23 protein-coding genes are annotated in these 25528 nt (G+C 66.6%); 14 read left to right on the top strand and 9 right to left on the bottom strand.

The window, feature by feature from the left end:
• Positions 1 to 109 precede the first annotated feature (109 nt).
• A complete protein-coding gene (locus DIE13_RS27750) occupies positions 110 to 1297 on the bottom strand; it encodes an acyl-CoA dehydrogenase (RefSeq protein WP_124830257.1) in 1188 nt (395 codons plus the stop codon).
• A 221-nt stretch (positions 1298 to 1518) separates the two neighbouring features.
• Here DIE13_RS27750 and DIE13_RS27740 point away from each other — a divergent pair, with 221 nt between their 5' ends.
• The gene (locus tag DIE13_RS27740) at positions 1519 to 2310 is read left to right on the top strand and encodes an IclR family transcriptional regulator (RefSeq protein ID WP_124830256.1); all 792 of its coding nucleotides are present in this window, start codon (positions 1519 to 1521) and stop codon (positions 2308 to 2310) included.
• Positions 2311 to 2413: 103 nt separating this feature from the next.
• Positions 2414 to 2824: a GFA family protein gene (locus DIE13_RS27735; RefSeq protein ID WP_124830255.1), complete on the top strand. Its 411-nt coding sequence runs from the start codon at positions 2414 to 2416 to the stop codon at positions 2822 to 2824.
• Positions 2825 to 3026: 202 nt separating this feature from the next.
• Here DIE13_RS27735 and DIE13_RS27730 read toward each other — a convergent pair whose 3' ends face one another.
• Positions 3027 to 3830, bottom strand: a complete 804-nt coding sequence (locus DIE13_RS27730; protein WP_124830254.1) for an EAL domain-containing protein — start codon at positions 3828 to 3830, stop codon at positions 3027 to 3029.
• Between the two features lie 372 nt (positions 3831 to 4202).
• Between DIE13_RS27730 and DIE13_RS27720 the strand changes: the two genes are divergently transcribed.
• Genes DIE13_RS27720 through fahA form a run of 5 tightly spaced genes read left to right on the top strand, consistent with a single transcriptional unit; the run spans position 4203 to position 10160 of the window.
• The gene (locus tag DIE13_RS27720) at positions 4203 to 5879 is read left to right on the top strand and encodes an FAD-dependent oxidoreductase (protein WP_124830253.1); all 1677 of its coding nucleotides are present in this window, start codon (positions 4203 to 4205) and stop codon (positions 5877 to 5879) included.
• 41 nt (positions 5880 to 5920) lie between these two features.
• Complete coding sequence (locus tag DIE13_RS27715) at positions 5921 to 6151, top strand: DUF2783 domain-containing protein (RefSeq protein WP_124830252.1); 231 nt, start codon at positions 5921 to 5923, stop codon at positions 6149 to 6151.
• Positions 6148 to 7509 carry an MFS transporter gene (locus DIE13_RS27710; protein WP_124830251.1) on the top strand — a complete coding sequence of 454 codons (1362 nt, stop codon included), beginning with the start codon at positions 6148 to 6150 and terminating at the stop codon, positions 7507 to 7509. The genes DIE13_RS27715 and DIE13_RS27710 overlap by 4 nt, the downstream gene beginning before the upstream one ends.
• Positions 7510 to 7524: 15 nt before the next feature.
• The gene (gene hmgA / locus DIE13_RS27705; protein WP_124830250.1) at positions 7525 to 8859 is read left to right on the top strand and encodes a homogentisate 1,2-dioxygenase; all 1335 of its coding nucleotides are present in this window, start codon (positions 7525 to 7527) and stop codon (positions 8857 to 8859) included.
• The gene (gene fahA / locus DIE13_RS27700) at positions 8856 to 10160 is read left to right on the top strand and encodes a fumarylacetoacetase (protein ID WP_124830249.1); all 1305 of its coding nucleotides are present in this window, start codon (positions 8856 to 8858) and stop codon (positions 10158 to 10160) included. The genes hmgA and fahA overlap by 4 nt, the downstream gene beginning before the upstream one ends.
• Before the next feature lie 154 nt (positions 10161 to 10314).
• On the opposite strand, the gene DIE13_RS27695 is transcribed toward fahA, so the two are convergent.
• From DIE13_RS27695 to DIE13_RS27675, 5 genes are all read right to left on the bottom strand, one after another.
• Positions 10315 to 11475: an MFS transporter gene (locus tag DIE13_RS27695; RefSeq protein ID WP_124830248.1), complete on the bottom strand. Its 1161-nt coding sequence runs from the start codon at positions 11473 to 11475 to the stop codon at positions 10315 to 10317.
• A 108-nt stretch (positions 11476 to 11583) separates the two neighbouring features.
• Entirely contained in the window at positions 11584 to 12753 is a 1170-nt protein-coding gene (locus tag DIE13_RS27690) for an MFS transporter (protein WP_124830247.1), read from the bottom strand.
• Between the two features lie 268 nt (positions 12754 to 13021).
• Positions 13022 to 13795, bottom strand: a complete 774-nt coding sequence (gene bluB, locus DIE13_RS27685) for a 5,6-dimethylbenzimidazole synthase (RefSeq protein WP_124830246.1) — start codon at positions 13793 to 13795, stop codon at positions 13022 to 13024.
• 118 nt (positions 13796 to 13913) lie between these two features.
• Complete coding sequence (locus DIE13_RS27680; RefSeq protein ID WP_124830245.1) at positions 13914 to 14912, bottom strand: 2-hydroxyacid dehydrogenase; 999 nt, start codon at positions 14910 to 14912, stop codon at positions 13914 to 13916.
• 30 nt (positions 14913 to 14942) lie between these two features.
• Positions 14943 to 15926, bottom strand: coding sequence for a LysR family transcriptional regulator (locus tag DIE13_RS27675; RefSeq protein ID WP_124830244.1), 984 nt, complete (start codon positions 15924 to 15926; stop codon positions 14943 to 14945).
• Between the two features lie 753 nt (positions 15927 to 16679).
• Here DIE13_RS27675 and DIE13_RS27670 point away from each other — a divergent pair.
• The gene (locus DIE13_RS27670; protein ID WP_124830243.1) at positions 16680 to 17891 is read left to right on the top strand and encodes an alanine--glyoxylate aminotransferase family protein; all 1212 of its coding nucleotides are present in this window, start codon (positions 16680 to 16682) and stop codon (positions 17889 to 17891) included.
• Positions 17892 to 17953: 62 nt separating this feature from the next.
• On the opposite strand, the gene DIE13_RS27665 is transcribed toward DIE13_RS27670, so the two are convergent.
• On the bottom strand, positions 17954 to 18889 hold the full coding sequence (locus DIE13_RS27665) for a helix-turn-helix domain-containing protein (RefSeq protein WP_124830242.1): 936 nt from the start codon (positions 18887 to 18889) through the stop codon (positions 17954 to 17956).
• A 134-nt stretch (positions 18890 to 19023) separates the two neighbouring features.
• Here DIE13_RS27665 and DIE13_RS27660 point away from each other — a divergent pair, with 134 nt between their 5' ends.
• From DIE13_RS27660 to DIE13_RS27640, 5 genes are all read left to right on the top strand, one after another.
• The gene (locus DIE13_RS27660) at positions 19024 to 19914 is read left to right on the top strand and encodes a DMT family transporter (protein ID WP_124830241.1); all 891 of its coding nucleotides are present in this window, start codon (positions 19024 to 19026) and stop codon (positions 19912 to 19914) included.
• Between the two features lie 366 nt (positions 19915 to 20280).
• Positions 20281 to 20607, top strand: a complete 327-nt coding sequence (locus tag DIE13_RS27655) for a PAAR domain-containing protein (RefSeq protein ID WP_124830240.1) — start codon at positions 20281 to 20283, stop codon at positions 20605 to 20607.
• Between the two features lie 10 nt (positions 20608 to 20617).
• Entirely contained in the window at positions 20618 to 21100 is a 483-nt protein-coding gene (locus tag DIE13_RS27650) for a hypothetical protein (protein WP_233409946.1), read from the top strand.
• 260 nt (positions 21101 to 21360) lie between these two features.
• Positions 21361 to 21816: a M35 family metallo-endopeptidase gene (locus tag DIE13_RS33570; RefSeq protein ID WP_233409947.1), complete on the top strand. Its 456-nt coding sequence runs from the start codon at positions 21361 to 21363 to the stop codon at positions 21814 to 21816.
• The gene (locus tag DIE13_RS27640; protein ID WP_124830239.1) at positions 21813 to 22304 is read left to right on the top strand and encodes a hypothetical protein; all 492 of its coding nucleotides are present in this window, start codon (positions 21813 to 21815) and stop codon (positions 22302 to 22304) included. The genes DIE13_RS33570 and DIE13_RS27640 overlap by 4 nt, the downstream gene beginning before the upstream one ends.
• A 100-nt stretch (positions 22305 to 22404) precedes the next feature.
• Here DIE13_RS27640 and DIE13_RS27635 read toward each other — a convergent pair whose 3' ends face one another.
• On the bottom strand, positions 22405 to 23619 hold the full coding sequence (locus tag DIE13_RS27635) for an MFS transporter (protein WP_124830238.1): 1215 nt from the start codon (positions 23617 to 23619) through the stop codon (positions 22405 to 22407).
• A 349-nt stretch (positions 23620 to 23968) separates the two neighbouring features.
• On the opposite strand from DIE13_RS27635, the gene xdhA reads away from it, so the two are divergent.
• Positions 23969 to 25528: a xanthine dehydrogenase small subunit gene (gene xdhA / locus DIE13_RS27630; RefSeq protein WP_124830237.1), complete on the top strand. Its 1560-nt coding sequence runs from the start codon at positions 23969 to 23971 to the stop codon at positions 25526 to 25528.

Below are 25528 nucleotides of genomic sequence, written 5' to 3'. Positions count from 1 at the left end.
GCGAGCGCCGATGAAAACGGCCCGCCCGGCAGCGAAGCCGGGCGGGCCGTGTCTTTTCGGCATAGGCGGCGCCGGCGGGGTGGTGTGCCGGCGTGACGCGCACAATCGATCAGAAGAATGCCTGGATGCCGGTCTGTGCGCGGCCGAGGATCAGCGCGTGGATGTCGTGCGTGCCTTCGTACGTGTTGACCACTTCGAGGTTCACGAGGTGACGTGCGACCCCGAACTCGTCCGAGATGCCGTTGCCGCCGAGCATGTCGCGTGCGAGTCGCGCGATGTCGAGCGCCTTGCCGCACGAGTTGCGCTTCATGATCGACGTAATCTCGACGGCCGCGGTGCCGTCGTCCTTCATCCGGCCGAGACGCAGCACGCCTTGCAGGCCGAGTGTGATTTCGGTCTGCATGTCGGCGAGCTTCTTCTGGATCAGCTGGTTCGCGGCGAGCGGCCGGCCGAACTGTTTGCGATCGAGCACGTACTGGCGCGCGGTGTGCCAGCACGACTCGGCCGCGCCGAGCGCGCCCCACGCGATCCCGTAGCGCGCCGAGTTCAGGCACGTGAACGGGCCGCGCAGGCCGCTCACGTTCGGCATCAGGTTTTCTTCGGGCACGAACACTTCGTCGAGGACGATTTCGCCGGTGATCGACGCACGCAGCCCGACCTTGCCGTGGATCGCGGGCGCCGACAGGCCCTTCCAGCCCTTCTCGAGAATGAAGCCGCGGATCGCGTCCTTGCCGTTTTCTTCGAGCTTGGCCCACACGACGAACACGTCGGCGATCGGCGAGTTCGTGATCCACATCTTCGCGCCGGACAGCGAGTAGCCGCCGGGCACCTTTTTCGCGCGCGTGACCATGCTGCCCGGGTCGGAGCCGTGGTTCGGCTCGGTCAGCCCGAAGCAGCCGATCCATTCACCGGTCGCGAGCTTTGGCAGGTATTTCTGTTTTTGGGCGTCCGAGCCGAATTCGAAGATCGGCACCATCACGAGCGACGACTGCACGGACATCATCGAGCGGTAGCCGGAGTCGACGCGCTCGACTTCGCGCGCGATCAACCCGTAGCTCACGTAATTGAGGCCCGGGCCGCCGTATTCCTCGGGAATCGTCGGGCCGAGCAGGCCGACTTCGCCCATCTCGCGGAAGATTTCGGCGTCGGTGCGTTCATGGCGGAACGCCTCGGTGACGCGCGGCGCGAGCTTGTCCTGCGCGTATGCGTGCGCGGCATCGCGCACCATCCGCTCTTCTTCGGTCAGTTGCTGGTCGAGCAGCAGCGGATCGTCCCAATGAAAAGTTGCAGTACTCATCGTGTCATCTCCTGTCGGCCAGAGTTGGCGCTTTAGCGCTTACTCTGGCCCCATGCTTCGCGGTCGGCCAGAGTCGGCGTTTCAGCGCTTACTCCGATCCCGTGCTTTGCGGTCGGTCCCGGGGTGGCGCTTCGCCGCCTGGCCCCATCTCTAAAGTTTGCTTGACTATAGTTCCGCTGTGCGGAACAATGTTTTGCAAATCGAACCCAGTGTAGCATCAGATGACGCTTTCAACCATCGACGAAACCATGATCGACGAGCGCAAGTTCGTCGTGGCACTCGCGCGCGGGCTCGACCTGCTGCGCGCATTCCGGCCCGGCGAGACGATGCTCGGCAACCGCGACTTCGCGGAGCGCACGGGGCTGCCGAAGGCGACCGTGAACCGGCTCGCCTATACGCTGACCGTGCTCGGCTACCTGCGCTACGACGAAACGCTCGGAAAGTATGCGCTCGACGCCGGCGTGCTGTCGCTCGGCTACGCACTGCTGTCCGGCTCGGGGACGATCGATCTTGCGCGGCCGCACATGCAGGCGCTCGCTCGCGAAATCGGCGCGGCCGTGTCGCTGGGTTGTCGCGACGGGCTCGACATGATCTACCTGGAGACGATCCGCAGCGAAACGGCGCTCACGCTCGGGCTCGCGCCCGGTTCGCGGCTGTCGATGCTGACGAGCTCGATGGGCCGCGCGTACCTGGCCGTGCAACCGGAAGACGTGCGTCGCGCGCTCTATGCGGATCTGCACCGGGCGGCCGGCGGCGCGGCCGGCGCCGATGCGCTCGTCGCGGCCGCGCAGCAAGCGGTGGCGGAGTTCTCCGAAGGCGGGTGCTGCTATTCGTTCCGGGTTTGGCACATGGACGTGAATGCGGCGGCCGTACCGTTTCGCGAACCGCGCGAAGGGCGGTGGCTCATCCTCAGCTGCAGCGGGCCCGCATCGTCGATGGACGAGAACGTGTTCCGCACGCAGGTGGGGCCGAAGCTGAAGGCGCTCGCGCAGCGGCTCGGTCCGACTGCCTGAGCCGCGGCGAGCCGCGAAAACGGCGGAGGGTGCCGGCGCGGGTTGAATCGCGTGCGAACCGCGCTCATCATCGTTCGTCCGCATCCCGACGACGAGGTTCGCGATGTCCCACACCGAGACGATGGAAGGCGGTTGCGCATGCGGTGCGATCCGCTACCGGATCGCATGCATTCCGGCCGACGCCGGCTTCTGCCATTGCCGGCTTTGCCAGCGCACCACCGGCGCGGCGGTCGTTGCATCGGCGTCGGTGCCGATCGATGCATTCGAATACCTGCAGGGCGAGCCGACGGTCTATGCGTCGAGCGGGTGGGGCGAGCGGCGCTTCTGCGGGCGCTGCGGCGCGCAGCTCGAATACCGGCTGGCCGATGCACCGAAAACCGTCGAAATCAATTACGCGACGCTCGACGAGCCGTCGCGGCTGCGTCCGGCGTGGCATGTCTGGTACGGGGATCGTTTCCCGGGCATCGAAATCGACGACGATCTGCCGAAATACGACGATGGCGGAAGCGACTAGCGAGCGGTCGTCCGACGCCCGCGAGCGGGCATCGGAGCGCACACGCGCTCAACGTGCGTTCGCCGCTTCCGCTCAATGGCCAACGCTCAACAGCCAACGAACCGGCCGGCCGCGAGCCGCGAGCCACGACGCGCACCGACACCCCGATCGGCGCCGCGAGCCGGCAGTTGCTCCACGCACGCGCGCCTGCCACTCCCCGTAATCAGGCCGTGACGACCTTTGCGAACACCGGCCCCTGCATGAACCGCACGTCGTGCTGGCGCAGCAGTTCGCACTGCGTCTCGTCGACGACGCCGTCGAAAATCAGCGGAATCCGCACGCGCTGCGCATAGGCGACGAGTGCCTTGACCATCCCGTCGCGCAACGCAATGCCTGCATCCATCTTGATGTAGTCGGGCCGCGCCATCTCCGATTCGACCGCGAGGATCCGGCCCGGGTCGGGCAGTTTGTCCGCCACCTTGAAGCCGTGATGCTGGTAGCTGCGCGTGAGATACCCGAGGAAGGTCTTGTGTGCGACCGCGACCGCCGGCAGCTCGATCACGATCCGCTCGGTCGGCAGCCCGAAGCGCTGCAGCACCGACGAGAAATGCTTGCCGTGGTCGTACTTCACGCTCTTGAGCAGCCGCTCGTGCACGCGCAGGAACAACAGCCCGTGGCGCTGCGCGCCGAAGAAGTTGATGGCGTGCAGCGCGCGCGACAGCCGGTCGATCGCGACCAGCGTCTGGTCGTCGACGGCCGAGTCGACCGGGTCGTGCGGCGCACCCGTGACCAGCGTGACGGCCTGGAAACCGAGTTCGTCGCCGTAGCGCTCGATCGCGTCGGCGAACGACGTCGACTGCGGCGCGCCGGGCATCGTCACGTCGTAGATCGGCTCATAGGCGCTTGCGAGCGTGCGCTCGGGCAGATTCGCGCACGCGGTGCCGCCGTCGGCAAGCGCGAGGTGTTCCCGTAGGTAAGGCAGTTGCCCGGCACGGGCGACCAACTCGGGGATGGTGGGCGGAATCATCAGCGTGAGAAGGAAAAATGGCGGCCGAAAGGGGCCGCCTCACAACTCGATATTAGCAGCGCGCGCCCCGCTCGGCTTGGCGTTTCACTCATATCGTTATCCCATCCCCGGACCGATGACTAGGGTTTACGTCGATTTCACTATTCGTAATTGGTTTTACTATTCGTAAATCCATAATTTGACGCCGATCAGGAAACGCGGCGTTCGGGCGCCCCGGAATGGGGCCGTTCCGAATCGAATCAACAGGAAGCAAGGAGCGAGACGTGGCGGTTGACGGGAAGTGGACGCGGGAGGGCGGGCAGGGGCGCGGGACGGACCTGGGCGCGATGGCGAAGCGAGCGCCGGTGCCGGCGCGGCGGGGTTGAGGACCGGATGGCGACCATGAGCATCGATTACCAGACGCTGAAGTTCGAATACCGGACGCGCGCGGCGCGAGCCGGCGGCGAGGACGCGGCCGTGCATCCGGTGATCGTCGTCGGCGCGGGCCCGGTGGGTCTGTCGGCCGCGATCGATCTGGCGCAGCAGGGCGTGCCAGTGGTGCTGCTCGACGACGACGACACGCTGTCGACGGGTTCGCGCGCGATCTGCTTCGCGAAGCGCACGCTCGAGATCTTCGACCGGCTCGGCTGCGGTGAGCGCTTCGTCGACAAGGGCGTGAGCTGGCACGTCGGCAAGGTGTTTCTGCAGGACGAGCAGTTGTACGCATTCGACCTGCTGCCCGAGGAAGGGCATGCGCGTCCCGCGTTCATCAACCTGCAGCAATACTATGTCGAAGGCTATCTGGCCGAGCGCGCGTTCGCGCTGCCTAACATCGACATCCGCTGGAAGCACAAGGTGACGGGCGTCGCGCAGTCGGCGGAACACGCGGCGCTGACCGTCGAGACGCCGGAAGGCATCGAGACGCTGCGTGCGCGGTACGTGATCGCGGCTGACGGTTCGCGCAGCCCGATGCGCGCGGCGATGGGGCTGGAGAGCCGCGGCCGCACGTTCAAGGACCGCTTCCTGATCGCCGACGTGAAGATGAAGGCGGAATTTCCGACCGAACGCTGGTTCTGGTTCGACCCGCCGTTCCACCGCAACCAGTCGGTGCTGCTGCATCGCCAGCCCGACAACGTGTGGCGCATCGACTTCCAACTCGGCTGGGACGCCGATCCGGTCGCCGAGAAGCAGCCGGAGCGGGTGATCCCGCGCGTGCGCGCGCTGCTCGGGCCGGAGGTCGAGTTCGAGCTCGAATGGGTGAGCGTGTACACGTTCCGCTGCCAGCGGATGGATACGTTCCGTCACGGCCGCGTGTTGTTCGCGGGCGATTCCGCGCACGGCGTGTCGCCGTTCGGTGCGCGCGGCGCGAACAGCGGCGTGCAGGACGCGGACAACCTCGCCTGGAAGTTGAAGCTCGTGCTCGACGGCCGTTCGGACGACCGCCTGCTCGACACTTATGCAAGCGAGCGCGAATTCGCGGCCGACGAGAACATCCGCAACTCGACGCGCTCGACCGACTTCATCACGCCGAAGAGCGCGGTGTCGCGCGTGTTCCGCGACGCGACGCTGAAGCTCGCGCGCGACTGCGAGTTCGCACGCAAGCTCGTGAACAGCGGCCGCCTGTCGGTGCCGGCCGTGCTCGCCGATTCGCCACTGAACACGCCGGATCGCAACGGCGACGCATTCGCGTGCGCGATGCGACCGGGCGCGGCGGCGGCCGATGCGCCGGTGCGCGCGCAGGGCGCGCCCGGCTGGCTGCTGCAGCATCTGGGCGACGGTTTCGCGGGCATGCTGTTCGGGCGGCCGGGCGATGCCGCCGCGCTCGCGCAGGCGCTCGACGGCCTCGCGCTGCCGGTGCGGCCCGTGCTGGTGGTGCCGGTCGGCCACGCGCAACCGGTGCCCGGCGTCGACGTGGTGGAGGACATCGACGGTTTCGCCGCGCAACGCTACGACGCGCAGCCGGGCACGTTCTATCTGCTGCGCCCCGATCAGCACGTGTGTGCGCGGACACGCACGCTCGAACGCCAGGCGATCGCCGATGCCCTGGCGCGCGCGATCTGCGCATGCTGAGCACGGCATCGAACCCGACAACGACACCGGAGACACCCGTCATGCCCCGACTCGATACCCGCCCGCGCCTGGCCGATCCGGACGCGTTCTACGAAGCGCTGATCGACATGCATCGCGACCTGTCCGACGCCGACAGCCAACTCGTCAATGCGAAGCTGATCCTGTTGCTCGCGAACCAGATCGGCGATGCCGACGTGCTGCGCGAAGCGATGGCGCTCGCGCGCCAGGGCGTGAGCGCGCCTGCGCATCCGGCCACCGAGGTGGTGCAATGAGCGCGGCGCCGGCCGGCACGCGCGTGCTCGAAGTCGAGCACGTGATCGACGAGACCCATCGCCCGGGCTTTCACTGGATGCTGCTCGTGCTCTGCGGGCTGTGTCTCGTCATCGACGGCTTCGATGCGCAGGCGATGGGTTACGTCGCGCCGAGCGTGATTGCCGAATGGGGCGTGCCGAAGCAGGCGCTCGGGCCCGTGTTCAGCGCGAGCCTGTTCGGGATGCTGCTCGGCGCGCTCGGGCTGTCGGTGCTGGCCGACCGGATCGGACGGCGCCCGGTGCTGATCGGCTCGACGCTGTTCTTCGCGGTGTCGATGCTCGCGACCCCGTTCGCCGGTTCGATCCCGGTGCTGATGGCGCTGCGCTTCGTCACGGGCCTCGGCCTCGGCTGCATCATGCCGAACGCGATGGCGCTGGTCGGCGAGTTCAGCCCGGCCGCGCATCGCGTGAAGCGGATGATGATCGTGTCGTGCGGCTTCACGCTCGGCGCGGCGCTCGGCGGTTTCATCAGTGCCGCGCTGATTCCGGCATTCGGCTGGCGCTCGGTGTTCTTCATCGGCGGCGCGGTGCCATTCGTGCTGACGATCGCGATGCTCGCGCGGCTGCCCGAGTCGATGCAGTTCCTGGTGCTGAAAGGGCGCGACGCGCAGGCACGCGACTGGCTCGCACGCTTCGCGCCGCAGGCCGGCATCGATGCGAACACACGGCTCGTCGTGCGCGAGCGCGCCGCGAGCGGCGCCCCGGTCGCCGAGCTGTTCCGCCACGGCCGGCTGCCGGTCACGCTGCTGCTGTGGGCGATCAGCTTCATGAACCTGATCGATCTGTACTTCCTGTCGAACTGGCTGCCGACCGTGATGCGCGACGCGGGCTATTCGCCCGGCACCGCCGTGATCGTCGGCACGGTGCTGCAGACGGGCGGCGTGCTCGGCACGCTGTCGCTCGGCTGGTTCATCGAGCGCTACGGCTTCGTGCGCGTGCTGTTCGCCTGCTTCGCATGCGCGGCCGTATCGGTGGGGCTGATCGGCTCGGTCGCGCATGCGCTGCCGTGGCTGTTGCTCGTCGTGTTCGCGGGCGGGTTCTGCGTGGTCGGCGGGCAGCCGGCCGTGAACGCGCTCGCGGGCCAGTATTACCCGACGTCGCTGCGCTCGACCGGCATCGGCTGGAGCCTCGGCATCGGCCGGATCGGCTCGGTGCTCGGGCCGCTCGTCGGCGGACAACTGATTGCGCTGAACTGGACCAATGGCGCGCTGTTCCATGCGGCCGCGGTGCCCGTGCTGTGCTCGGCGCTGTTCGTCGTCGGCCTGGCCGGCGTAACGCGGCGCAGCGGTGCGCAGGCGCCGAACGCCGCCATGAATTGATGGAGAAAGGAAACGATGACGTTTGACCTGTCGAAACCGGCGAGCGCCGGCTACCTGAGCGGCTTCGCGAACGAATTCGCGACGGAGGCGCTGCCCGGCGCGCTGCCGCACGGCCGCAATTCGCCGCAGCGTGCGCCGTACGGCCTGTATGCCGAGCAACTGTCGGGCACCGCGTTTACCGCACCGCGCGGGCACAACCGCCGCTCGTGGCTGTACCGGATCCGGCCGGCGGCCGTGCATCGGCCGTTCGAGCCGTTCACGGGCGTGCAGCGGCTCGTGTCGGAATTCGGCGATTCGGCCGACGTGCCGCCGACGCCGCCGAACCAGTTGCGCTGGGATCCGCTGCCGATGCCGGTCGAGCCGACCGATTTCGTCGAAGGGCTCGTGACGATGGCCGGCAACGGCTCGGCGGCCGCGATGAACGGCTGCGCGATTCATCTGTACGCGGCGAATCGCTCGATGCAGGACCGTTTCTTCTACAGCGCCGACGGCGAACTGCTGATCGTGCCGCAGCAGGGGCGGTTGTTCATCGCGACGGAATTCGGCCGGCTCGACGTCGAACCGTTCGAGATCGCGGTGATCCCGCGCGGCGTGCGCTTTTCCGTCACGCTGCCGGACGGCGATGCGCGCGGCTATATCTGCGAGAACTTCGGTGCGCTGCTGCGCCTGCCCGACCTCGGCCCGATCGGCTCGAACGGGCTCGCGAACCCGCGCGACTTCCTGACGCCGCAGGCGGCCTACGAGGATCGTGAAGGCGCGTTCGAGCTCGTCGCGAAGCTGAACGGGCGCCTGTGGCGCGCGGACATCGGCCATTCGCCGTTCGACGTCGTCGCGTGGCACGGCAACTACGTACCGTACAAATACGACCTGCGCCTGTTCAACACGATCGGGTCAATCAGTTTCGATCACCCGGATCCGTCGATCTTCCTCGTGCTGCAGTCGCAAAGCGACACGCCGGGCGTCGACACGATCGACTTCGTGATCTTCCCGCCGCGCTGGCTCGCGGCCGAGGATACGTTCCGCCCGCCATGGTTCCACCGCAACGTCGCGAGCGAGTTCATGGGGCTCGTGCACGGCGCGTACGACGCGAAGGCCGAAGGCTTCGTGCCGGGCGGCGCGAGCCTGCACAACTGCATGTCGGGCCACGGGCCGGACGCGGACACGTTCGAGAAGGCGTCCGCTGGCGACACGTCGAAGCCGCACAAGGTCGACGCGACGATGGCGTTCATGTTCGAAACCCGCACGCTGATCCGGCCGACGCGCTACGCGCTCGACACCGCGCAGCTGCAGGCCGACTACTTCGAATGCTGGCAAGGCATCAGGAAACACTTCAATCCGGAGCAACGATGAGCGATACCCAAGACTGGCGCGCGACGCTGGACCCCGCCCGCAAGAGCTGGGTCGATACGGCGAACGATCCCGCCTGCGATTTCCCGATCCAGAACCTGCCGTTCGGGATCTTCAGCGATGCGAAGCAGGCGGCGCGCCGCGCGGGCGTCGCGCTCGGCGACCAGATCGTCGATCTCGCCGCGCTCGCGCGTGCGGACCTCGTGACGGTGCCGGCCGGTGCGGATGTGTTCGCCGCGCCGACGCTCAACGCGTTCATCGCGCTCGGCCGCGATGCGTGGCGCAGCGTGCGCGTACAGCTGTCGGACCTGTTCTCGCGTGACAACCCGAGGCTGCGCGACGACGCCGCGTTGCGCGCGCAAGTGCTTGTCGCGCAGCGTGACGCGACGCTGCATCTGCCTGTCGACATTCCCGGCTACACCGATTTCTATTCGTCGAAGGAGCATGCGACCAACGTCGGTTCGATGTTCCGCGATCCGAAGAATGCGCTGTTGCCGAACTGGTCGGAAATGCCGATCGGCTACAACGGCCGCGCGTCGTCGGTGGTCGTGAGCGGCACGCCGGTGCGGCGTCCGAACGGGCAACTGAAGCTGCCCGACCAGGAGCGCCCGGTGTTCGGCGCGTGCCGCAAGCTCGACATCGAACTGGAAACGGGCTTCATCGTCGGCCAGGGCAACGTGCTCGGCGAGCCGATCGCATGCGAGGATGCCGAAGCGCACATCTTCGGGATGGTGCTGCTGAACGACTGGAGCGCGCGCGACATCCAGCAGTGGGAATACGTGCCGCTCGGCCCGTTCAATGCAAAGACTTTCGCGACGACGATCTCGCCGTGGATCGTCACGCTCGACGCGCTCGAACCCTTCCGCGTCGCGCAGCCCGAACAGTCGCCGCAGCCGCTCGCGTATCTGCGGCACACGGGCGAGCATGCGTTCGACATCGCGCTTGAAGTGACGCTGCGCGCGGAAGGTGCCGCCGAAGCGACGTCGATCTGCCGCACCAACTTCAAGCACATGTACTGGACCATGGCGCAGCAGCTCGCGCATCACACGGTTGCCGGCTGCAACACGCGCGTGGGTGACCTGATGGGTTCGGGCACGATCAGCGGACCGACCAGGGATTCGTTCGGCAGCCTGCTGGAACTGACGTGGAACGGCAAGGAGCCGCTCGCGCTGAACGGCGGCGGCAATCGTGCATTCATCGAGGATGGCGACGAGCTCACGCTCGCGGGCTGGTGCCAGGGCGACGGCTATCGCGTCGGCTTCGGCGCGTGTGCCGGCAAGATCCTGCCGGCGCGTAGCGCATAAGCGGCTGCGGCGCGATACGTCGCGCGTGATTCGCCGGAGCAGGGCGGCCCGCATTGCGCGGGCCGTTTTCGTTTGGCAGGCGGGCGGCGGTACCGACACGTCGATACGCCTGCGTGTCGATACGCCGACAGTCGCGCGCTGAACTACGCCGGCGTCAGATCGCGCGCTGCAGCGCGGTGCGGCGTTCCCACAGCGCGGCCGCGACGAACGCGGCGACGCACACGACCAGCACGCCGATCAACGCGTTGCTGCCCAGTTGCTCCATCAATGCGCCCGCAACCAGCGGGCCGCCGAAGCTCGCGGCGCTCCACGACGCCGATACGAGCGAGCTCGCGGTGACGAGCGCCGAGCCGCGGAAGCGTTCGCCGCACGCGACGAGCGACAGCGTATAGATGCTGCCGGCGGCCGCGCCGAGCACGAACAGCAGGGGCCAGCATAGCCACGGATTCGCGATCACCAGCGGCAGCAGCGGCAGCCCCGCGAGCACGATCCAGCCGGCGCCGAGATGTACGCGTTCGCGCCCGAGCTTGTCCGCGAGCCAGCCGATCGGGAATTGCATCGCGGTATCGCCGAACAGCATGATCGATGCGAGCAGCACGGCGGTCGCACTCGCGACGCCGTGATCCATCGCGTAGAGCGGCAGCAGCGACAGCGCGAGCGTATCGAACAGCGCGAAGAAGCCGGTGCCGATGATCAGCGCAGGCATGCGCGGCAGCACGGCGAGCCAGCTGTCGTGCGTTTCGTGATGCGCATCGTCGCCGGCGAGCGGCGCGCGCCGGATCGTCGCGAGCGTCGGTAGTGCGAGCAGGAACAGCGCGCCGCAGAGCGCAAAGCGGATGCTGGTCGCGCCGGCGATCTGGCTGACGAGCACGGGGCCCGCCATCTGGAACAGCGTGAAATTGGTCGCGTAGATCGCGACCACGCGGCCGCGCGTCGAATCGTCGGCGAGCTGGTTGACCCACGCCTCGCCGATCGTAAACAGCAGCATCAGCGCGGCGCCGCATAGCACGCGCAGCACGCCCCACAGAATCAGGTTCGACGTGAACTGCATCAGCGCGGTGGCGGCGGCGAGCAGCACGACCGACACGACGATCGCACGACGCGCGCCGATGCGCCGCGCGAGCGCGGTGACGAACGGGACGATCGCGAGGCCGCCGAGCGCCTGCGCTGCGGTCAGCATGCCGACGACGTTGGTGCCGTGGCCGGCTTCGGTCAGCGCGAGCGCGGTGAGCGGCAGCGTGGCACCGGTACCGAGACCGACTACCGCGACGCTCAGGATCAGCGCGAGGAAATCACGATTGAGAATGGCTTTCATCGGGCGCGATGCTACACCGCGGGCCCTGAAAGGTCCATGAAGGCCATCAGGATCGAATGGGGTTGCGCGCGCAACGAACGCCGCGGCGCGCGAGCGGGGCGCGGCGCATCAGATGTATTCGGTCGGCGCGGCCACCGGGCGGCGTTCGAGCGAGGCCGACCACAGCGTGAGCGCGAGCGCGGCGACGGCCATCGCGGTGCCGACCCACGGCAGGTTCACGAGCGACACGCCGGAGCCGATCGCCATCCCGCCGAGCCACGCGCCCGTCGCGTTGCCGAGGTTGAACGCGCCCTGGTTCAGCGTCGACGCGAGGTTCGGCGCATCGCTCGCGCGATCCACGATCATGATCTGCAGCGGCGGCACGATCGCGAACGCGAGGATGCCCCATACGAAGATCGTCGCGAGCGTTGCGAACGGCATGTGCATCGTGCCGGCGAACAGCGCGAGGACGACGCCGATCAGCGTGAGCGTCGCGATCAGCGACGGCATCCGGCGCCAGTCGGCGAGCTTGCCGCCGAGCGTGCCGCCGACGGTCAGGCCGAGGCCGAACAGCAGCAGCACGTAGGTGACCTGGTGCGGCGAGAAGCCGGTCACGTCCTCGAGGATCGGCGTGATGTAGGTGAACACGCTGAACAGGCTCGCGGACGCGAGCACGCTGATGCCGAGCACCATCAGCACCTGCGGATGCCTGAGCACGCTGAATTCGCGCGTGATGCTGGTGTCGGGCATCGCGAGGTTCTTCGGCAGGCAGACCGCGAGCGCGGCCGCCGCGGCAATGCCGATGCCGGTGACGGCCCAGAACGTCGCGCGCCAGCCGTACGCCTGACCGAGCGCGGTGCCGAGCGGCACGCCGAGCACGTTCGCGAGCGTGAGGCCGGTGAACATCAGCGCGATCGCCTGCGCGCGTCGGTTCGGCGCGACGAGGTTGCTGGCGACCACCGAGCCGATCCCGAAGAACGCGCCGTGGCAGAACGCGGTGACGACGCGCGCGGCCATCAGCACCGCATAGCCGGGCGCGATCGCGCAGAACAGGTTGCCCGCGATGAACAGGCCGATCAGTCCCATCAGCGCACGCTTGCGCGGCATCTTCGCGGTGACGATCGCGAGGATCGGTGCGCCGATCGTCACGCCGAGCGCGTAGCCCGACACGAGCATCCCGGCGGCCGGAATCGACACGCCGAGGTCGCGGGCGACGTTGGGCAGCAGCCCCATGATCACGAACTCGGTGGTACCGATTCCAAAAGCGGCGACGGCAAGGGCGAAAAGAGGTAAAGGCATCGCGGTGGCAGGTTACGGAACGAGCCGCTGCCGGGACCGGCGCAGGATGCGCGAGACGGGCGGGCGGAGGACATCAGCCGCGATTCTACTTCAGTGAAAACCCCTATGTTTGGGGCCAAAACGGATGTTGTCGGCGTGCGACGGCAAGGCGGCTGCGGTGCGCCACAGTGTGGGATTTCGCCGGGTTCAGGCAGGTATCGGTCGGGTATGTCGGGTCGGAACAAAACCGGCGAATCGGGCTTGATCGTGCTGCAAACGGTTCGCTCGGTCAGCGGTCGGGGAGTGCCGAGTTCGGTGCGGCGGCGGGGGCTTCGTCTGCTGCGGCGATCTCGGGCGACGATGACGATCCGGCTACGACCGAGGACACGGTGGGCGTGCAATCGGCGGAGGTGGGGGCGGAAGCCGCCGGCGCGTCCCAGCCGTTTTCGAACAGGCACGCTTCGATCGGCATCCGCGCGGCCCAGCGTTCCGCCTCGAGCATCGGCTTCGCGTAGAACGCGTCGACATGGCCGATGCACAGCACGGCGATCGGCTTCGCGCCGGCCGGCATGCCGAGCAGCGTGCGCAGCGCATCGACGTCGAACAGCGACACCCAGCCCATCCCGAGCCCTTCGGCGCGCGCGGCGAGCCACATGTTCTGGATCGCGCACGCGGCGGACGCGAGATCCATCTCCGGCATCGTGCGGCGGCCGAACACGTGGCGCTCGCGGTCGTCGGTCAGCGCGACGACCAGCAACTCGCCGCATTCGCGCACGCCTTCGACCTTCAGCCGCATGAATTCGTCCTGCCGTTCGCCGAGCGCGTCGGCGGTCGCGCGGCGCTCGGCCTCGACCAGCGCGTGGATCGCGGTGCGCAATGCGGGATCGGTGATGCGGATGAAGCGCCACGGCTGCATGAAGCCGACGCTCGGCGCGTGGTGCGCGGCGCGCAGCAGCCGCGCGAGCGTGGCCGGATCGACCGGCGCCCGCGTGAAGTGGCGCATGTCGCGCCGTTCGAAGATGGCACGGTAGACCGCGGCAATGGCGGAGTCGTCGAAACGCATGGGCGGCGCAAGCAGGGAGAAATCCGCGCAACGATAGCAGACGCGGCGCGCACGGCGTTACTTCAGTCGAAACAAAATAACGGATCGTTGACGGATCGCGTATGCCGAACGGGGCGAGTCAGCGGCCCGGCGTGACGACGTTGGTCGGCGCGCCCGCGTGCCACGCTTCGATGTTCAGCAGCGTCGTGTGCGCGATTTCGGCGAGCGCCTCGCGCGTGAAGAACGCCTGGTGCGACGTGACGATCACGTTCGGGAACGTCAGCAGGCGCGCGAGCACGTCGTCCTGCAGCGGCAGGTCGGAATGATCCTCGAAGAAAAGGCCGCTTTCCTCCTCGTACACGTCGAGCCCGAGATGGCCGAGCTGGCCGTTCTTGAGCGCATCGATCAGCGCGTGCGCGTCGACGAGGCCGCCGCGCCCCGTATTGATCAGCATCGCGCCGTGCTTCATCCGCGCGAGCGTCTGCGCGTTGATCAGATGGTGCGTCGATGGCAGCAGCGGGCAGTGCAGGCTGACGATGTCGGCATGGCGCAGCAGATCGTCGAGCTCGACATAGCGCGCGCCGAATGCGATCAGTTCTTCGTCGTGCGGCGGCATCGAGTGCGCGAGCACGTGCATCCCGAAGCCCATCATGATCTTCGCGAACACGCGGCCGATCAGACCGGTGCCGATCACGCCGACGGTCTTGCCGTGCAGGTCGAAGCCAAGCAGGCCGTTCAGCGAGAAGTCGCCTTCGCGGGTGCGTGCCACCGCGCGCGGCAGCCGGCGATTGAGCGCGAGGATCAGCGCGACCGCATGTTCGGCGACCGCATGCGGCGAATACGCGGGCACGCGCACGACCGCGATGCCGAGCCGCTCGGCGGCCGCCAGGTCGACGTGGTTGAAGCCGGCCGAGCGCAGCGCGATCAGGCGCGTGCCGCCGTCGGCGAGCCGTTCGAGCACGGCTGCGTCGACGGTGTCGTTGACGAACGGGCAGACGACGTCATAGCCATGCGCGAGGATCGCGGTTTCCGCGTCGAGGTGTGAGGGCTGGAAGTGCAGCCGATAGCCGAACTGCCGGTTGGCGGCGGTAAACGAATCGTCGTCGTACTGCCGGCTGCTGAACAGGATCACGCGCATGCTGCACCTCCGATGGCTGTCGGGGGCAGTTTACTGCAGGCCCGTGACGATATCGGCACGATCGGGGCCGCGCGGCGAGCGCAGGAAGTCGTAGCTCGTCCGCTCGCCGGCCGCCTGCACGCCGAAATGCTCGAGCGCGTGTTCGACGAAGCTGCGCGTGCGAGCCGGCACATATTGGCGATTGGGATACACGAGCGACAGTTGCGCGTCCGGGTCGTCGATCCGGTAGCCGGGCAGCAGCCGCACGAGCGCGCCGCTCGCCAGTGCGTCGGCAACGCATGATTCGGGCAGCACCGCGATGCCCGAGCCGGCCGCGGCCGCCGCTTGCACGAGCGCGAGCTGATTGACCGTGCAGGTCGGGCGCAGCGTGACCGAATGCGTGACGCCGTCATGGCCGACGAGCCGCCACGCGGGCGCATGCTGATGCGGGGCGAGCGCGACCCAGTCGTGGCCGGGCAGGTCGTCGGGGATGCGGGGCTCGCCGCGGCGTTCGAGATAGGCGGGCGCCGCGCATGCGACGAACGGGTTCGGCGTGAGCGCATGACCGATCAGCGTCGGGTTGCCGTCGAGCCGGTTGCCGGTGACGATACCGACGTCGTAGCCCGAATCGAGCACGTCGAGCGGCCCTTCGGCGACGGTGAGCTGCACGCGCAGTTCGGGGTAGCGGTGGCGGAAGCTGCTGACGAGCGGCGTGAGGGCCAGCGGCGACAGCAGGCCCGACGCGACGACGCGCAGCGTGCCGGCCGGCTCGCGCACCGCATGCGCGACCGACGCCTCGAGGTGGTCGAATTCCTCGAGCAGCGCACGGCAGCCGTCGAGGTAGCGCAGCCCCGCCTCGGTCAGCGACAGGTTGCGCGTGGTGCGGTGGATCAACCGCGTATTCAGGTGCGACTCGAGCATCGCGATCGAACGCGTGACAAGCGCATTGGACACGCCTAGATGGTGCGCCGCGCGCCGGAAGCTCTGCTGCTCGGCGACGCAGACGAACACACGCATGGTCTGAATCTGGTTCATGGCTCGCGTATTTCTGGCCCGGTTGATTGATTTATGGTTGTGATTTTTCGTCGCACTCCCTGGAAAACCGTCGCGCGACCCCGGTTCTCGTTCGTATCGAAAAATCGATTTTTGATTCCACAGATGATTGTTCATGACGGAAGCGATATCCGTCAACCTGAGAAAAGGGGCGGGTTGCGGAAAATCGGATTCGCAGGTATCGGTTAAACGATGTGGGGCCGATCGGGCTCAATGAAGGGAGCTGGGGATGTATTGAAGGTGGGCACGGTCTGGATGGAGATTTTTTATTAAAAACAGTATGTTGGGTGTAATTTCGTGCGGCCGCTTACGGTAATGGGTGAAATCGGTCGCCAATAGATGCCGTGATAATGGATGTTTTTTAGCGCCCCCGGTTTTCGCGGACCGATTGCCGCCGCGCGATTTTTATCGTGATGCCGGATATTTTAGTGGGTAGATGCGCAGAGCCCAACGGCCGGCATCGGGGAGTTGTCACAATATTGCCGGAGTAAATCGCGCGAATCGAACCGAAGATGGAACCGATTCGCATGCGGAGCGCGATTCCCCGTCAATGAGAAATGCAATTGCGCGGCGTGTGCGCGGACGCTGGCCCGGTCCGTCGACCGGGCCAGCGTCACGCTGTCCGGCTGTGCGTGCCTCTTGCGCGCAGCCGCGGAACGCGGAATGATCGATCAGTTCGCCGTGCCGTGCGGCGGGCGACGTCCCAGCGTTTTCCTCCTTCCATTTTTGCCAGCCATGTCCATCGATTACTCGCCGATTCCCTGTCCCGTCGTCGTGCCGCTCGACGCGATCCTGCCCGAAGAACCGCTGCTGATGATGGGCGCCGGCCCGGTCCCGATCCCGGCCGCCGTCGCGAAGGCGAACACGATCGTGATCAACCACCTCGGCGCGACGATGGCGAAGATCATCGAGCAGGTGAAGGAGATGGCGCGCTACGTGTTCCAGACCCGCACGAAGTGGGTGCTCGGCGTCGCCGGCCCCGGTTCCGCCGCGATGGAAATGGCGATTTCGAACCTCGCGTGGCGCGGCACGCGCGTGCTGTCGATCCGCAACGGCTTCTTCAGCGCGCGGATGGCCGAAATGGCCACGCGCGTCGGCGCCGACGTCGCGACGCTCGAAGTGGCCGACCGCTCGGTCGCGAGCCTCGACGAGATCGCCGACGCGATCGCGCGCGAGCGGCCCGAGATCGTCACGATCGTGCAGGGCGAGACGTCGAACACCGTATGGAACCGCGACTTGCGCGACATCGCGGCGCTCGCGAAGGCAGCCGGCGCGCTGGTCGTCGTCGATGCGGTGTGCACGCTGTCGACGATGCCGCTCGAGATGGACGCGTGGGGCATCGACGCGGTGATCACGGGCGGTCAGAAGGGGCTGTCGTCGATCCCGGGCGTGTCGCTGATCGCGTTTTCGGATGCCGCGTGGGAGCGGATGAAGCATCGTCCGGAGCCGAACGCGCACTGGTGCCTCGACATGGCGCTCGCGGAGAACTTCTGGCACAACGCGGGCTATCACTACACGGCGCCGGTGTCGGGCGTGCTCGCGCTGCACGAGGCGCTGCGGCTCGTCTGCGCGGAGACGCTCGAAAGCCGCTTCGCGCGCCATCTGCGCTGCTCGCTCGCGCTGCAGTCGGGTGTCGAGGCGATGGGGCTCACGCTCTATGCGCCGAAGGACTGCCGGCTCAATTCGGTGGTCGGGATCGAGACGCCGGAAGGGCTGACGCCCGGGATGGTCTGCGGCCATATCTCGAAGCAGTACCAGGTCGAGATCTCGGGCTCGTTCGGTCTGCCGATCGTGCGGATTGGCCAGATGGGCGAGCAGTGTCGCGAACACAACCTGTTCCGTACGCTGCATGCGTTCGGCCGCACGATGGTCGACCTGAAGGTGCCGGTCGACCTGCCGGCCGGCGTGGCCGCGCTCGAGCAGGAGCTGTCGCGGCGCGGTACGTAAGCGGGAAGAAGGGCGTGCCGGGTGCGCTGCGCGCAACCGGCCGTTGAGCCGGCGTGCGGCGCTCAGCCGCCCTGCATGGCGCGCCGATACGCGTTCGGCGTCGTGCCGTGCGCGTCGCGAAAGCGATGGCTGAAGTGGCCGGCATTCGCGTAGCCGCATTCGGCCGAGATCTGCGCGAGCGGCAGCGACGTCGTGCGCAGCAGCAGGCGCGCCCGCGCGAGCCGCTGCTCGGCGACCCATGCATGCGGTGCGCGGCCGAACGACAGCCGGAACATTCGCGAGAAATGGTATTCGGACAGCGCGGCGACGTTCGCCAGCTCGCCGAGCGTCAGCGGCTGAGACAGGTAGCTGTCGATATAGTCGCGCACGCGGCGTCGCACGGCCGGCGCGAGCCCGCCGCGGAACGGCATGTCGGTGCGCATCGTGCTCTGGCCGCGCAGCAGCAGGCTCAGCACGTCGTGGGCGGCTTCGTTGACGCGCAGCCGGCCGTCGGCATCGTCCCAGCGTTCCAGCGCGAGCGAGCGGAACTGCGCCGCTACGCGCGCATCCTCGAAATAGGTGCGATCGGCGAGCTTCAACTCGCGCGGCTCGCGATCGAGCTCGCGGATCGCGCGCTGCGTGAAGTGCTCGGGCAGGAAGTACAGGTGGATAAAGTGCATCTCGCCGCGCACCCACCAGCGCGATTCATGGTCGCCCGGCAGCGCGCACAGCAGGCTCGGCGCGCCATAACGCTGCACGCGCTGGCGTTCCGTCCGGTAGCCGCCGTCGAGATAGCACGACAGCGTGTGATGGCCGGGCTGGTCGTAGATCGTCTCGCTTTCGTCGGTGATACGCGTCCATTCGGCGATCGCGAGATGGTCGCCGAGCCACGTGAAGCGCTCGAGCGTCGCGTTCGCCTCGGCGAGCGTCCGGCATACCGACTGCAGGCCGAACGGCATGGCACCGCCGGCCAGGGCGGCGGCGGGATCGACGGGTGGGGCGTGCAGGGGCGAACTCATGATGCGCCGAGTATAAGCGCGTGCGCGACGCGCCGTGCGGCGGGCCGAAAAAGACCGCAATTCCGGACAATTCGCGCGGGCGGTGCGGCCGCATAGTCGGCGTCCGTTTCACTCGATTTCGCTTCATCGCCGCCATGAACCTGTCGCTTTATTTCGTCACCGTGCTGATCTGGGGCACCACCTGGATCGCGATCAAGTGGCAGCTGGGCGCCGTGCCGCCGCCCGTCTCGATCGCTTGGCGCTTCTGGCTTGCGGCCGCCGTGCTGTTCGCGCTGCTGCGCGTGATGCGCCGGCCGGTCCGCCCGCCGCGCGAAGCGTGGCGCTACCTCGTCGCGCAGGGCTTCGCGTTGTTCTGCCTGAACTTCCTGTGCTTCTACTACGCGGAGCAGGTCGTGCCGAGCGGGCTGGTTGCGGTGATCTTCTCTACCGCGCCGCTGCTCAATTCGATCAACGGCCGGCTGTTCATGGGCCGCCCGCTGCGACCGTCCGCGATCGCCGGCGCATTGCTCGGGCTGACCGGCATCGCGTGCCTGTTCTGGCAGCAGATGGCCGGCCACCTCGACGATCACGCGACCTGGATCGGTCTCGCGATCGCATTCGCGGGCACGATGTGCTTCTCGGTCGGCAACCTGCTGTCGAGCCGGATGCAGTCGATGGGGCTGCACCCGCTCGCGACCAACGGCTGGGCGATGCTGATCGGCGCGGCGATCCTGACGGTCGGCAGCGCGGTGGCCGGGATGCCGTTCATGATCGACCCGAGCCCGCGCTATCTCGGCGCGCTCGTGTATCTCGCGGTGCCGGGTTCGGTGATCGGTTTCACCGCGTACCTGACGCTCGTCGGCCGGATCGGGCCGGAGCGCGCCGCGTATTGCACGGTGCTGTTCCCGATCGTCGCGCTGGCGGTGTCGACGGTGTTCGAGGGCTACCAGTGGTCGCCGCTCGCGGTGGTCGGGCTGCTGCTCGTGCTGGCCGGCAATCTCGTTGCGTTCGATCTCACGCGGCGGTTGTTTTTGCGGGCGGCGTGATCGGGGGCCAGGTACCACGACTCGCAAGAGCGCGGTTACCCGACGTTCTATCCGGAGGACGACACCCCGATGGGGCAGGTGTTCGCTCACGTGTGAATGATTGGTTTTCGACTTGAGACCGAATCACCGGCAAGCGCACCCGGGCGGGATGAATAAGTCGGCTGCTGGATGGAAAGCGACGCCGAAGAAATCAAGCTATCGCACCGATCCACCGGCGTAATCCCGCGCTAGGTTGATTCAAACAGTAAAACAGAGCAATTCACATCTGTTATAGGTGCCGAATCATATTCGTCCGATTGATCGACGTTTCTTATCTGGAATAGCGTCTCCAGGCAGCCATTCCATTTACTGAGACAGGGAAGCCGGATGAAAAACGAACTCCAAGCACCGACCCATCTTTTCGCCACCGTTGGCGCGCTCACGGAACGCGGTGGACGCGTCACCACCGCAACCAGCGGCCTGACCTTGGCTGGATTGGAAGTCGCCTGCGTCGGCGATGTAGTGACCTATGACGACGGCAGCGAGGCCGCGATTATCGACGGCGCGGGAAACAACCATAGCGGAGGCAAGCCATTGGCATTGGTGGGCAGCCGGTTGAGCAACGGCGACACGATCACCGATAGCCCCGAGCGACAAGGCGTAGCGTCGTCCGTTGTATTTAGCGTCGTCACCCGCTCGTCCATGCCCCACTGAGGTAGCGCCCATGATCCGCTACTTTCTTGCCAAAGGCGGCAGCGCCGGGGAAGCGGTGATTGTCGAAGGCCTCGACACCGTGACCTGTTCCAATCCGCCGCCGAGGGTTCAGATCGCCACGCTCGATATGAAGACCTACTGTACGGCCTGCAAGCGTGAAGGGTACATCGCACCGCAAGGGCCGCGCTGGCCCGGTACCGGCCCGAACGGCAAACAGTGGGCATTAAGCGGGGATATCAATGTCTGCGGATGCAACCCGCCGCCGATCTTTTACGCTGAGCGCGGCATGCGGATGATTTTTACTGCAGGAGAGATTGCGACGCTGAATGGGCGCAAACCTGGTCCAGCCCATCTGCCGTTTGCCTCATCGGATGCCGTACATGACGAGCAATTCACCTTGCTCGATGATGCGCACCGCCCGCTCGTCAACGTTCGCTATCGAATCGTCACCGACGCATCGGCATCTTTGAAAATCTATACGAAGGGGCGCTGACGCAATGAACGGTTTTTCGGGAAATAAATACAACTTCGAAGTTCAGGAAAACGAAGAATAGGTCCTCGTCCATTCGAGGGCCGTCACCAATACCAATCCGGGGTCGATGGTCTATGTGTCCATCAACACGACACCCATATGCACGAACATGGCCAACAAGGCGTTCGGAGAATTAGTCATGAAGGCCCGCGATGCGGCGACTTCGTTGATACAACAGCGTATCGCGGGCGTGACTACGTGGAACGTAGCGGAACAGGCGCGTGCCCGTCTCTACTTCGGGCCGTGCCGACAACGACATCCGGGCAATCCTGGCGATCGGGCTTCCGAAGCTGCTCAACGCGATGCAAGAGCTTGTTCCGGAGAAAATTGTTCGATGGGACGACACCATGAACACGCAACTCACCTGCGGTGTGATACCCGACAGTGGCAGCAATACGGCTGGAGTATGCAAGCCGGATTCCGAAAAACGAATCATTGCCATCTATTCGAAGTTCTGTACGATTTCAAACGGCGACTTGTGGCCGGCAGCGAAGGTCAAGACACTCATTCACGAATGCGCCCACTATATCGACACGTTCGATTCAGATGACATTGCGTATTCCGATACGGAATCCGGGTTGAGAATTTTCGCAATGAGCAACCCTGATAGCGCGATCCGAAACGCGGATAGCATTACGGGATACATTGCTACCTTCGACAGGACGGTCATGAAATGAAGACCCACATCAAAGATGCCATCCGGAGCGCATCAGCGATGCTCGCATTATTCGCATACGTTGGCATCGCGCCTGCATACGCATGCACCATAGGGGAGCCAGTCCGAATTTCATTGCCGCTAAACGGCATTGACGTTTCCAATGCCGACAGGCTAAGAATTGCCGACGCAGTAATCGAGGCAAAAAAATGGCCAGGCGTCGAAGTTCAAGCCGTCGTAATACCCGGCGCTTATACGAAAGAACGGAGCGGCGAACAGCTCAAAGATGAGCGCGCCACGGATGCGGTCGCATACCTAAAACAACTGGGAATCAAGAGCGAAAACATCATCGTCGAAAAGAAGACATTCACCGATGAGATGGTGCGAAAGAGCGACGGAACGCTAGACCTGTATCAGATTGATACCGAACTAGTTCCCCTGTGCCCGGGCGGATGTCAAAAGCTTTGTGACGACCCTCGTGTAACGCCCCGAAGCCGGGCGATCCAGTGAGGCCAATGACGCCCGCAAATAGCGGGTGTCATTGGCTCGCGGGCGATGGTTCGCGAACGCATTCAGCACAGCGTTCGCCGATCGTTACCCTTTTCTGTCCTTATGCCGCCGCACCGCTCCCCTCGACCCGCGCCTGCCGCTGGTACAGCACCATCGACAGCCCCACGCCGGCCGCCGCGGCCACGGCCGCGAACAGGAACACCTGCGGATAGCCGAACGCGCCGGCGACATAGCCGGCGAGCGGGCCCGTGATGCCGAGCGACAGGTCGAGGAACACCGAATACGCGGACAGCGCCGCGCCGCGGCTCGCCGGCGGCACGAGCGCAACGGCCTCGACGCCGAGCGCCGGGAAGATCAGCGCGAAGCCGAAACCAGTCAGCGCGGCGCCGACGAGCGCCACGTGCGGCACGGGCGCGAGCCACAGCAGCACGAGGCCCGAGCATTCGAATGCGAACGACACGATCGCGACGCGGAAGCCGCCGTAAGTCTTGATCGTGTTCGCGAACAGCAGCCGCGCGCCGATGAACAGCGTGCCGAACACGGTCAGCGACAGCGCGGCGTTCGGCCAGTGGCGCGCCGCGTAGTACAGCGTGACGAAGGTCGCGATCGAGCCGAAGCCCGCCGAGCCGAGCGCGAGGCCGAGGCCGTGCGGCAGCACGCGGGTGAACACGCTCGCATACGACATCCGTTCGCCGTGCACGAGCGGCACGGCATCGATCAGGCGCGCGAGGTAGAAGCCGATCGCGGCGAGCGCGATCACGATCACGCCGATCAGCGCCGGATTCAGCGTATGCGCGATCGCGACGCCGACCGGCGCGCCGAGTGCGAGCGCGCCATAGGTGGCGATGCCGTTCCATGAGATCACTTTCGCGTTGTGCGCGACGCCGACCCGGCCGATGCCCCACAGGATCGCACCGGTGCCGCACAGGCTCTCGCCGACGCCGAGCACGAGCCGGCTCGCGACCAGCAGCACGAGACTCCCGGCCGGCCAGTGCGCCAGCAGCAGCGCGACGAGCAGCAGCATGCCCGACACGCCGCAGCCGATCAGCCCGCGCAGCACTGTCTGCTTCGGGCCGAGCGTATCGGCGAAGCGTCCGGCGAGCGGCCGGGACGCGAGCGTCGCGAAATACTGGACGCTGATCGCGCCGCCCGCGACGATCGCGGAAAAACCGAGGTCGTCATGGACGAAGCCCGGCAGCACCGCGAGCGGCAGGCCGATGGTCAGGTAGCAGATGAACGTGAAGCAGACGACGGACACGATTTGCAGCGTGACGGCGAACCCGCTGCGCGGCGGTATGGCGGAATCGGTTGACATGGGGTCGGAACGGATGATCGAAACGGAACGGAAGGCGGCGAGAAACGGAATCGGGATTTTCCCATGGAACCGGTTTTGGCGCATGTACCGTTTAGTTAATGAGGCCCCGTTTTAATCGGTGACGGATCGATGGCGGACCGGAGCGGACCAACGGGAAAACCACGCGGGGCAACGCGCGGCGGGCGCGCCGGGCAGTCCCGGCGCGCATATCGCGGCAGTTATATGGGCCTCATGCGTGATGGGCTATGGGTTGCGGAATTTGATGGTGATAGCGTGCAAACTGTCAGAAAAACGTCGGTCGAGCGCCAAGCGCAGGCCGCCTTGCCCCCACTTGAAGAATGATAGAGACATGAGTGAGCCGATCCGCTTCTACCATCGTCACGCGGTCCGCGAAGTCAGCGGCGCGGACGTCACCCGCACCGTGCTGCAGTATCTGCGCGAGGACGCGCACTGCACCGGCACCAAGGAAGGCTGCGCGGAAGGCGATTGCGGCGCGTGCACGGTCGTCGTCGGCGAGCTGACCGATTCGGGCACGGTCGCGTTCAAGGCCGTCAACGCGTGCATCCAGTTCCTGCCGACGCTCGACGGCCGTGCGCTGCTGACGGTGGAAGACCTGCGCCAGCCGGACGGTTCGCTGCATCCGGTGCAGCAGGCGATGGTCGATTGCCACGGCTCGCAATGCGGGTTCTGCACGCCCGGCTTCGTGATGTCGATGTGGGCGCTGTACGAGAAGCATGGCCACGAGGGCTGCGGCGGCGCGTGCGCGAAGGCGAAGGACGTGCCGACGCGCACCGAGATCGCCGATGCGCTGACCGGCAACCTGTGCCGCTGCACCGGTTACCGGCCGATCGTCGATGCGGCGGTGCGCATGTTCGACGCGAGCGGCGAAGGTGCGCCGCAGCCGTCGGCGCCGGTCGACACGGCCGCGCTCGCCCGCACGCTCGCGTTGCTCAAGCGCGACGACACGTTCGCCTACACCACGGCCGACGGCGCGCAATTCGCCGCACCGCGCACGCTCGATGCGCTGGCGGCGCTGAAGGTCGAGCGTCCCGATGCGCGGATCCTCGCCGGCAGCACCGACATCGGCCTGTGGGTCACCAAGCAGATGCGCCGGCTCGACGACCTGATCTATGTCGGCCAGATCGCCGAGTTGCAGCAGGTCGCGCACGGCGACGACTGGATCGAGATCGGCGCGGGCGTGACGGTCGAAAAGGCGTACGCGGCACTTGCCGGCACGTATCCGGAGCTGACCGAGATGTGGAAGCGCTTCGCGTCGCTGCCGATCCGCAACGCGGGGACGATCGGCGGCAACGTCGCGAACGGCTCGCCGATCGGCGACTCGATGCCCGGCCTGATCGCGCTCGGCGCGCGGGTCGTGCTGCGCGGCGGCGACACGGTGCGCGAGCTGCCGCTCGAAGCGCTCTACACGGGCTATCAGCAAAAGGACATGGCGCCGCACGAATTCGTCATAGGCGTGAAGGTGCCGACCCGCACCGGCGCGCGCGCGAAGCTGCAGTTCCGCACCTACAAGCTGTCGAAGCGGTTCGACTCCGACATCTCGGCCGTGTGCGCGGCATTCGCGTTCATCGCGGACGGCGACCTGGTGCGCGAGCCGCGCATCGCGTTCGGCGGGATGGCCGCGACGCCGAAGCGCGCGACCCACGCGGAAGCGGTGCTCGACGGCGCGCAGTGGCACGAAGCCACCGCGCAGGCCGCGATGCAGGCGCTCGAGCGCGACTACCAGCCGCTGTCCGACATGCGTGCGACGAGCGCGTATCGCCTCGATACCGCGAAGAACCTGATGTACCGATTCTGGCTGGAGACGCGCCCGCATGATCCGCTGCCGCCGCAGGCGCTGAACGTGCGTGAAGTGGCCGCTGAAGGTGCTAACGACGCGGCGCGCGTCTGA

The sequence above is a fragment of the Burkholderia sp. Bp9016 genome (assembly GCF_003857765.1).
Taxonomy (GTDB): Bacteria; Pseudomonadota; Gammaproteobacteria; order Burkholderiales; family Burkholderiaceae; genus Burkholderia.
This window is presented reverse-complemented; position numbering and strand designations above follow the sequence as displayed.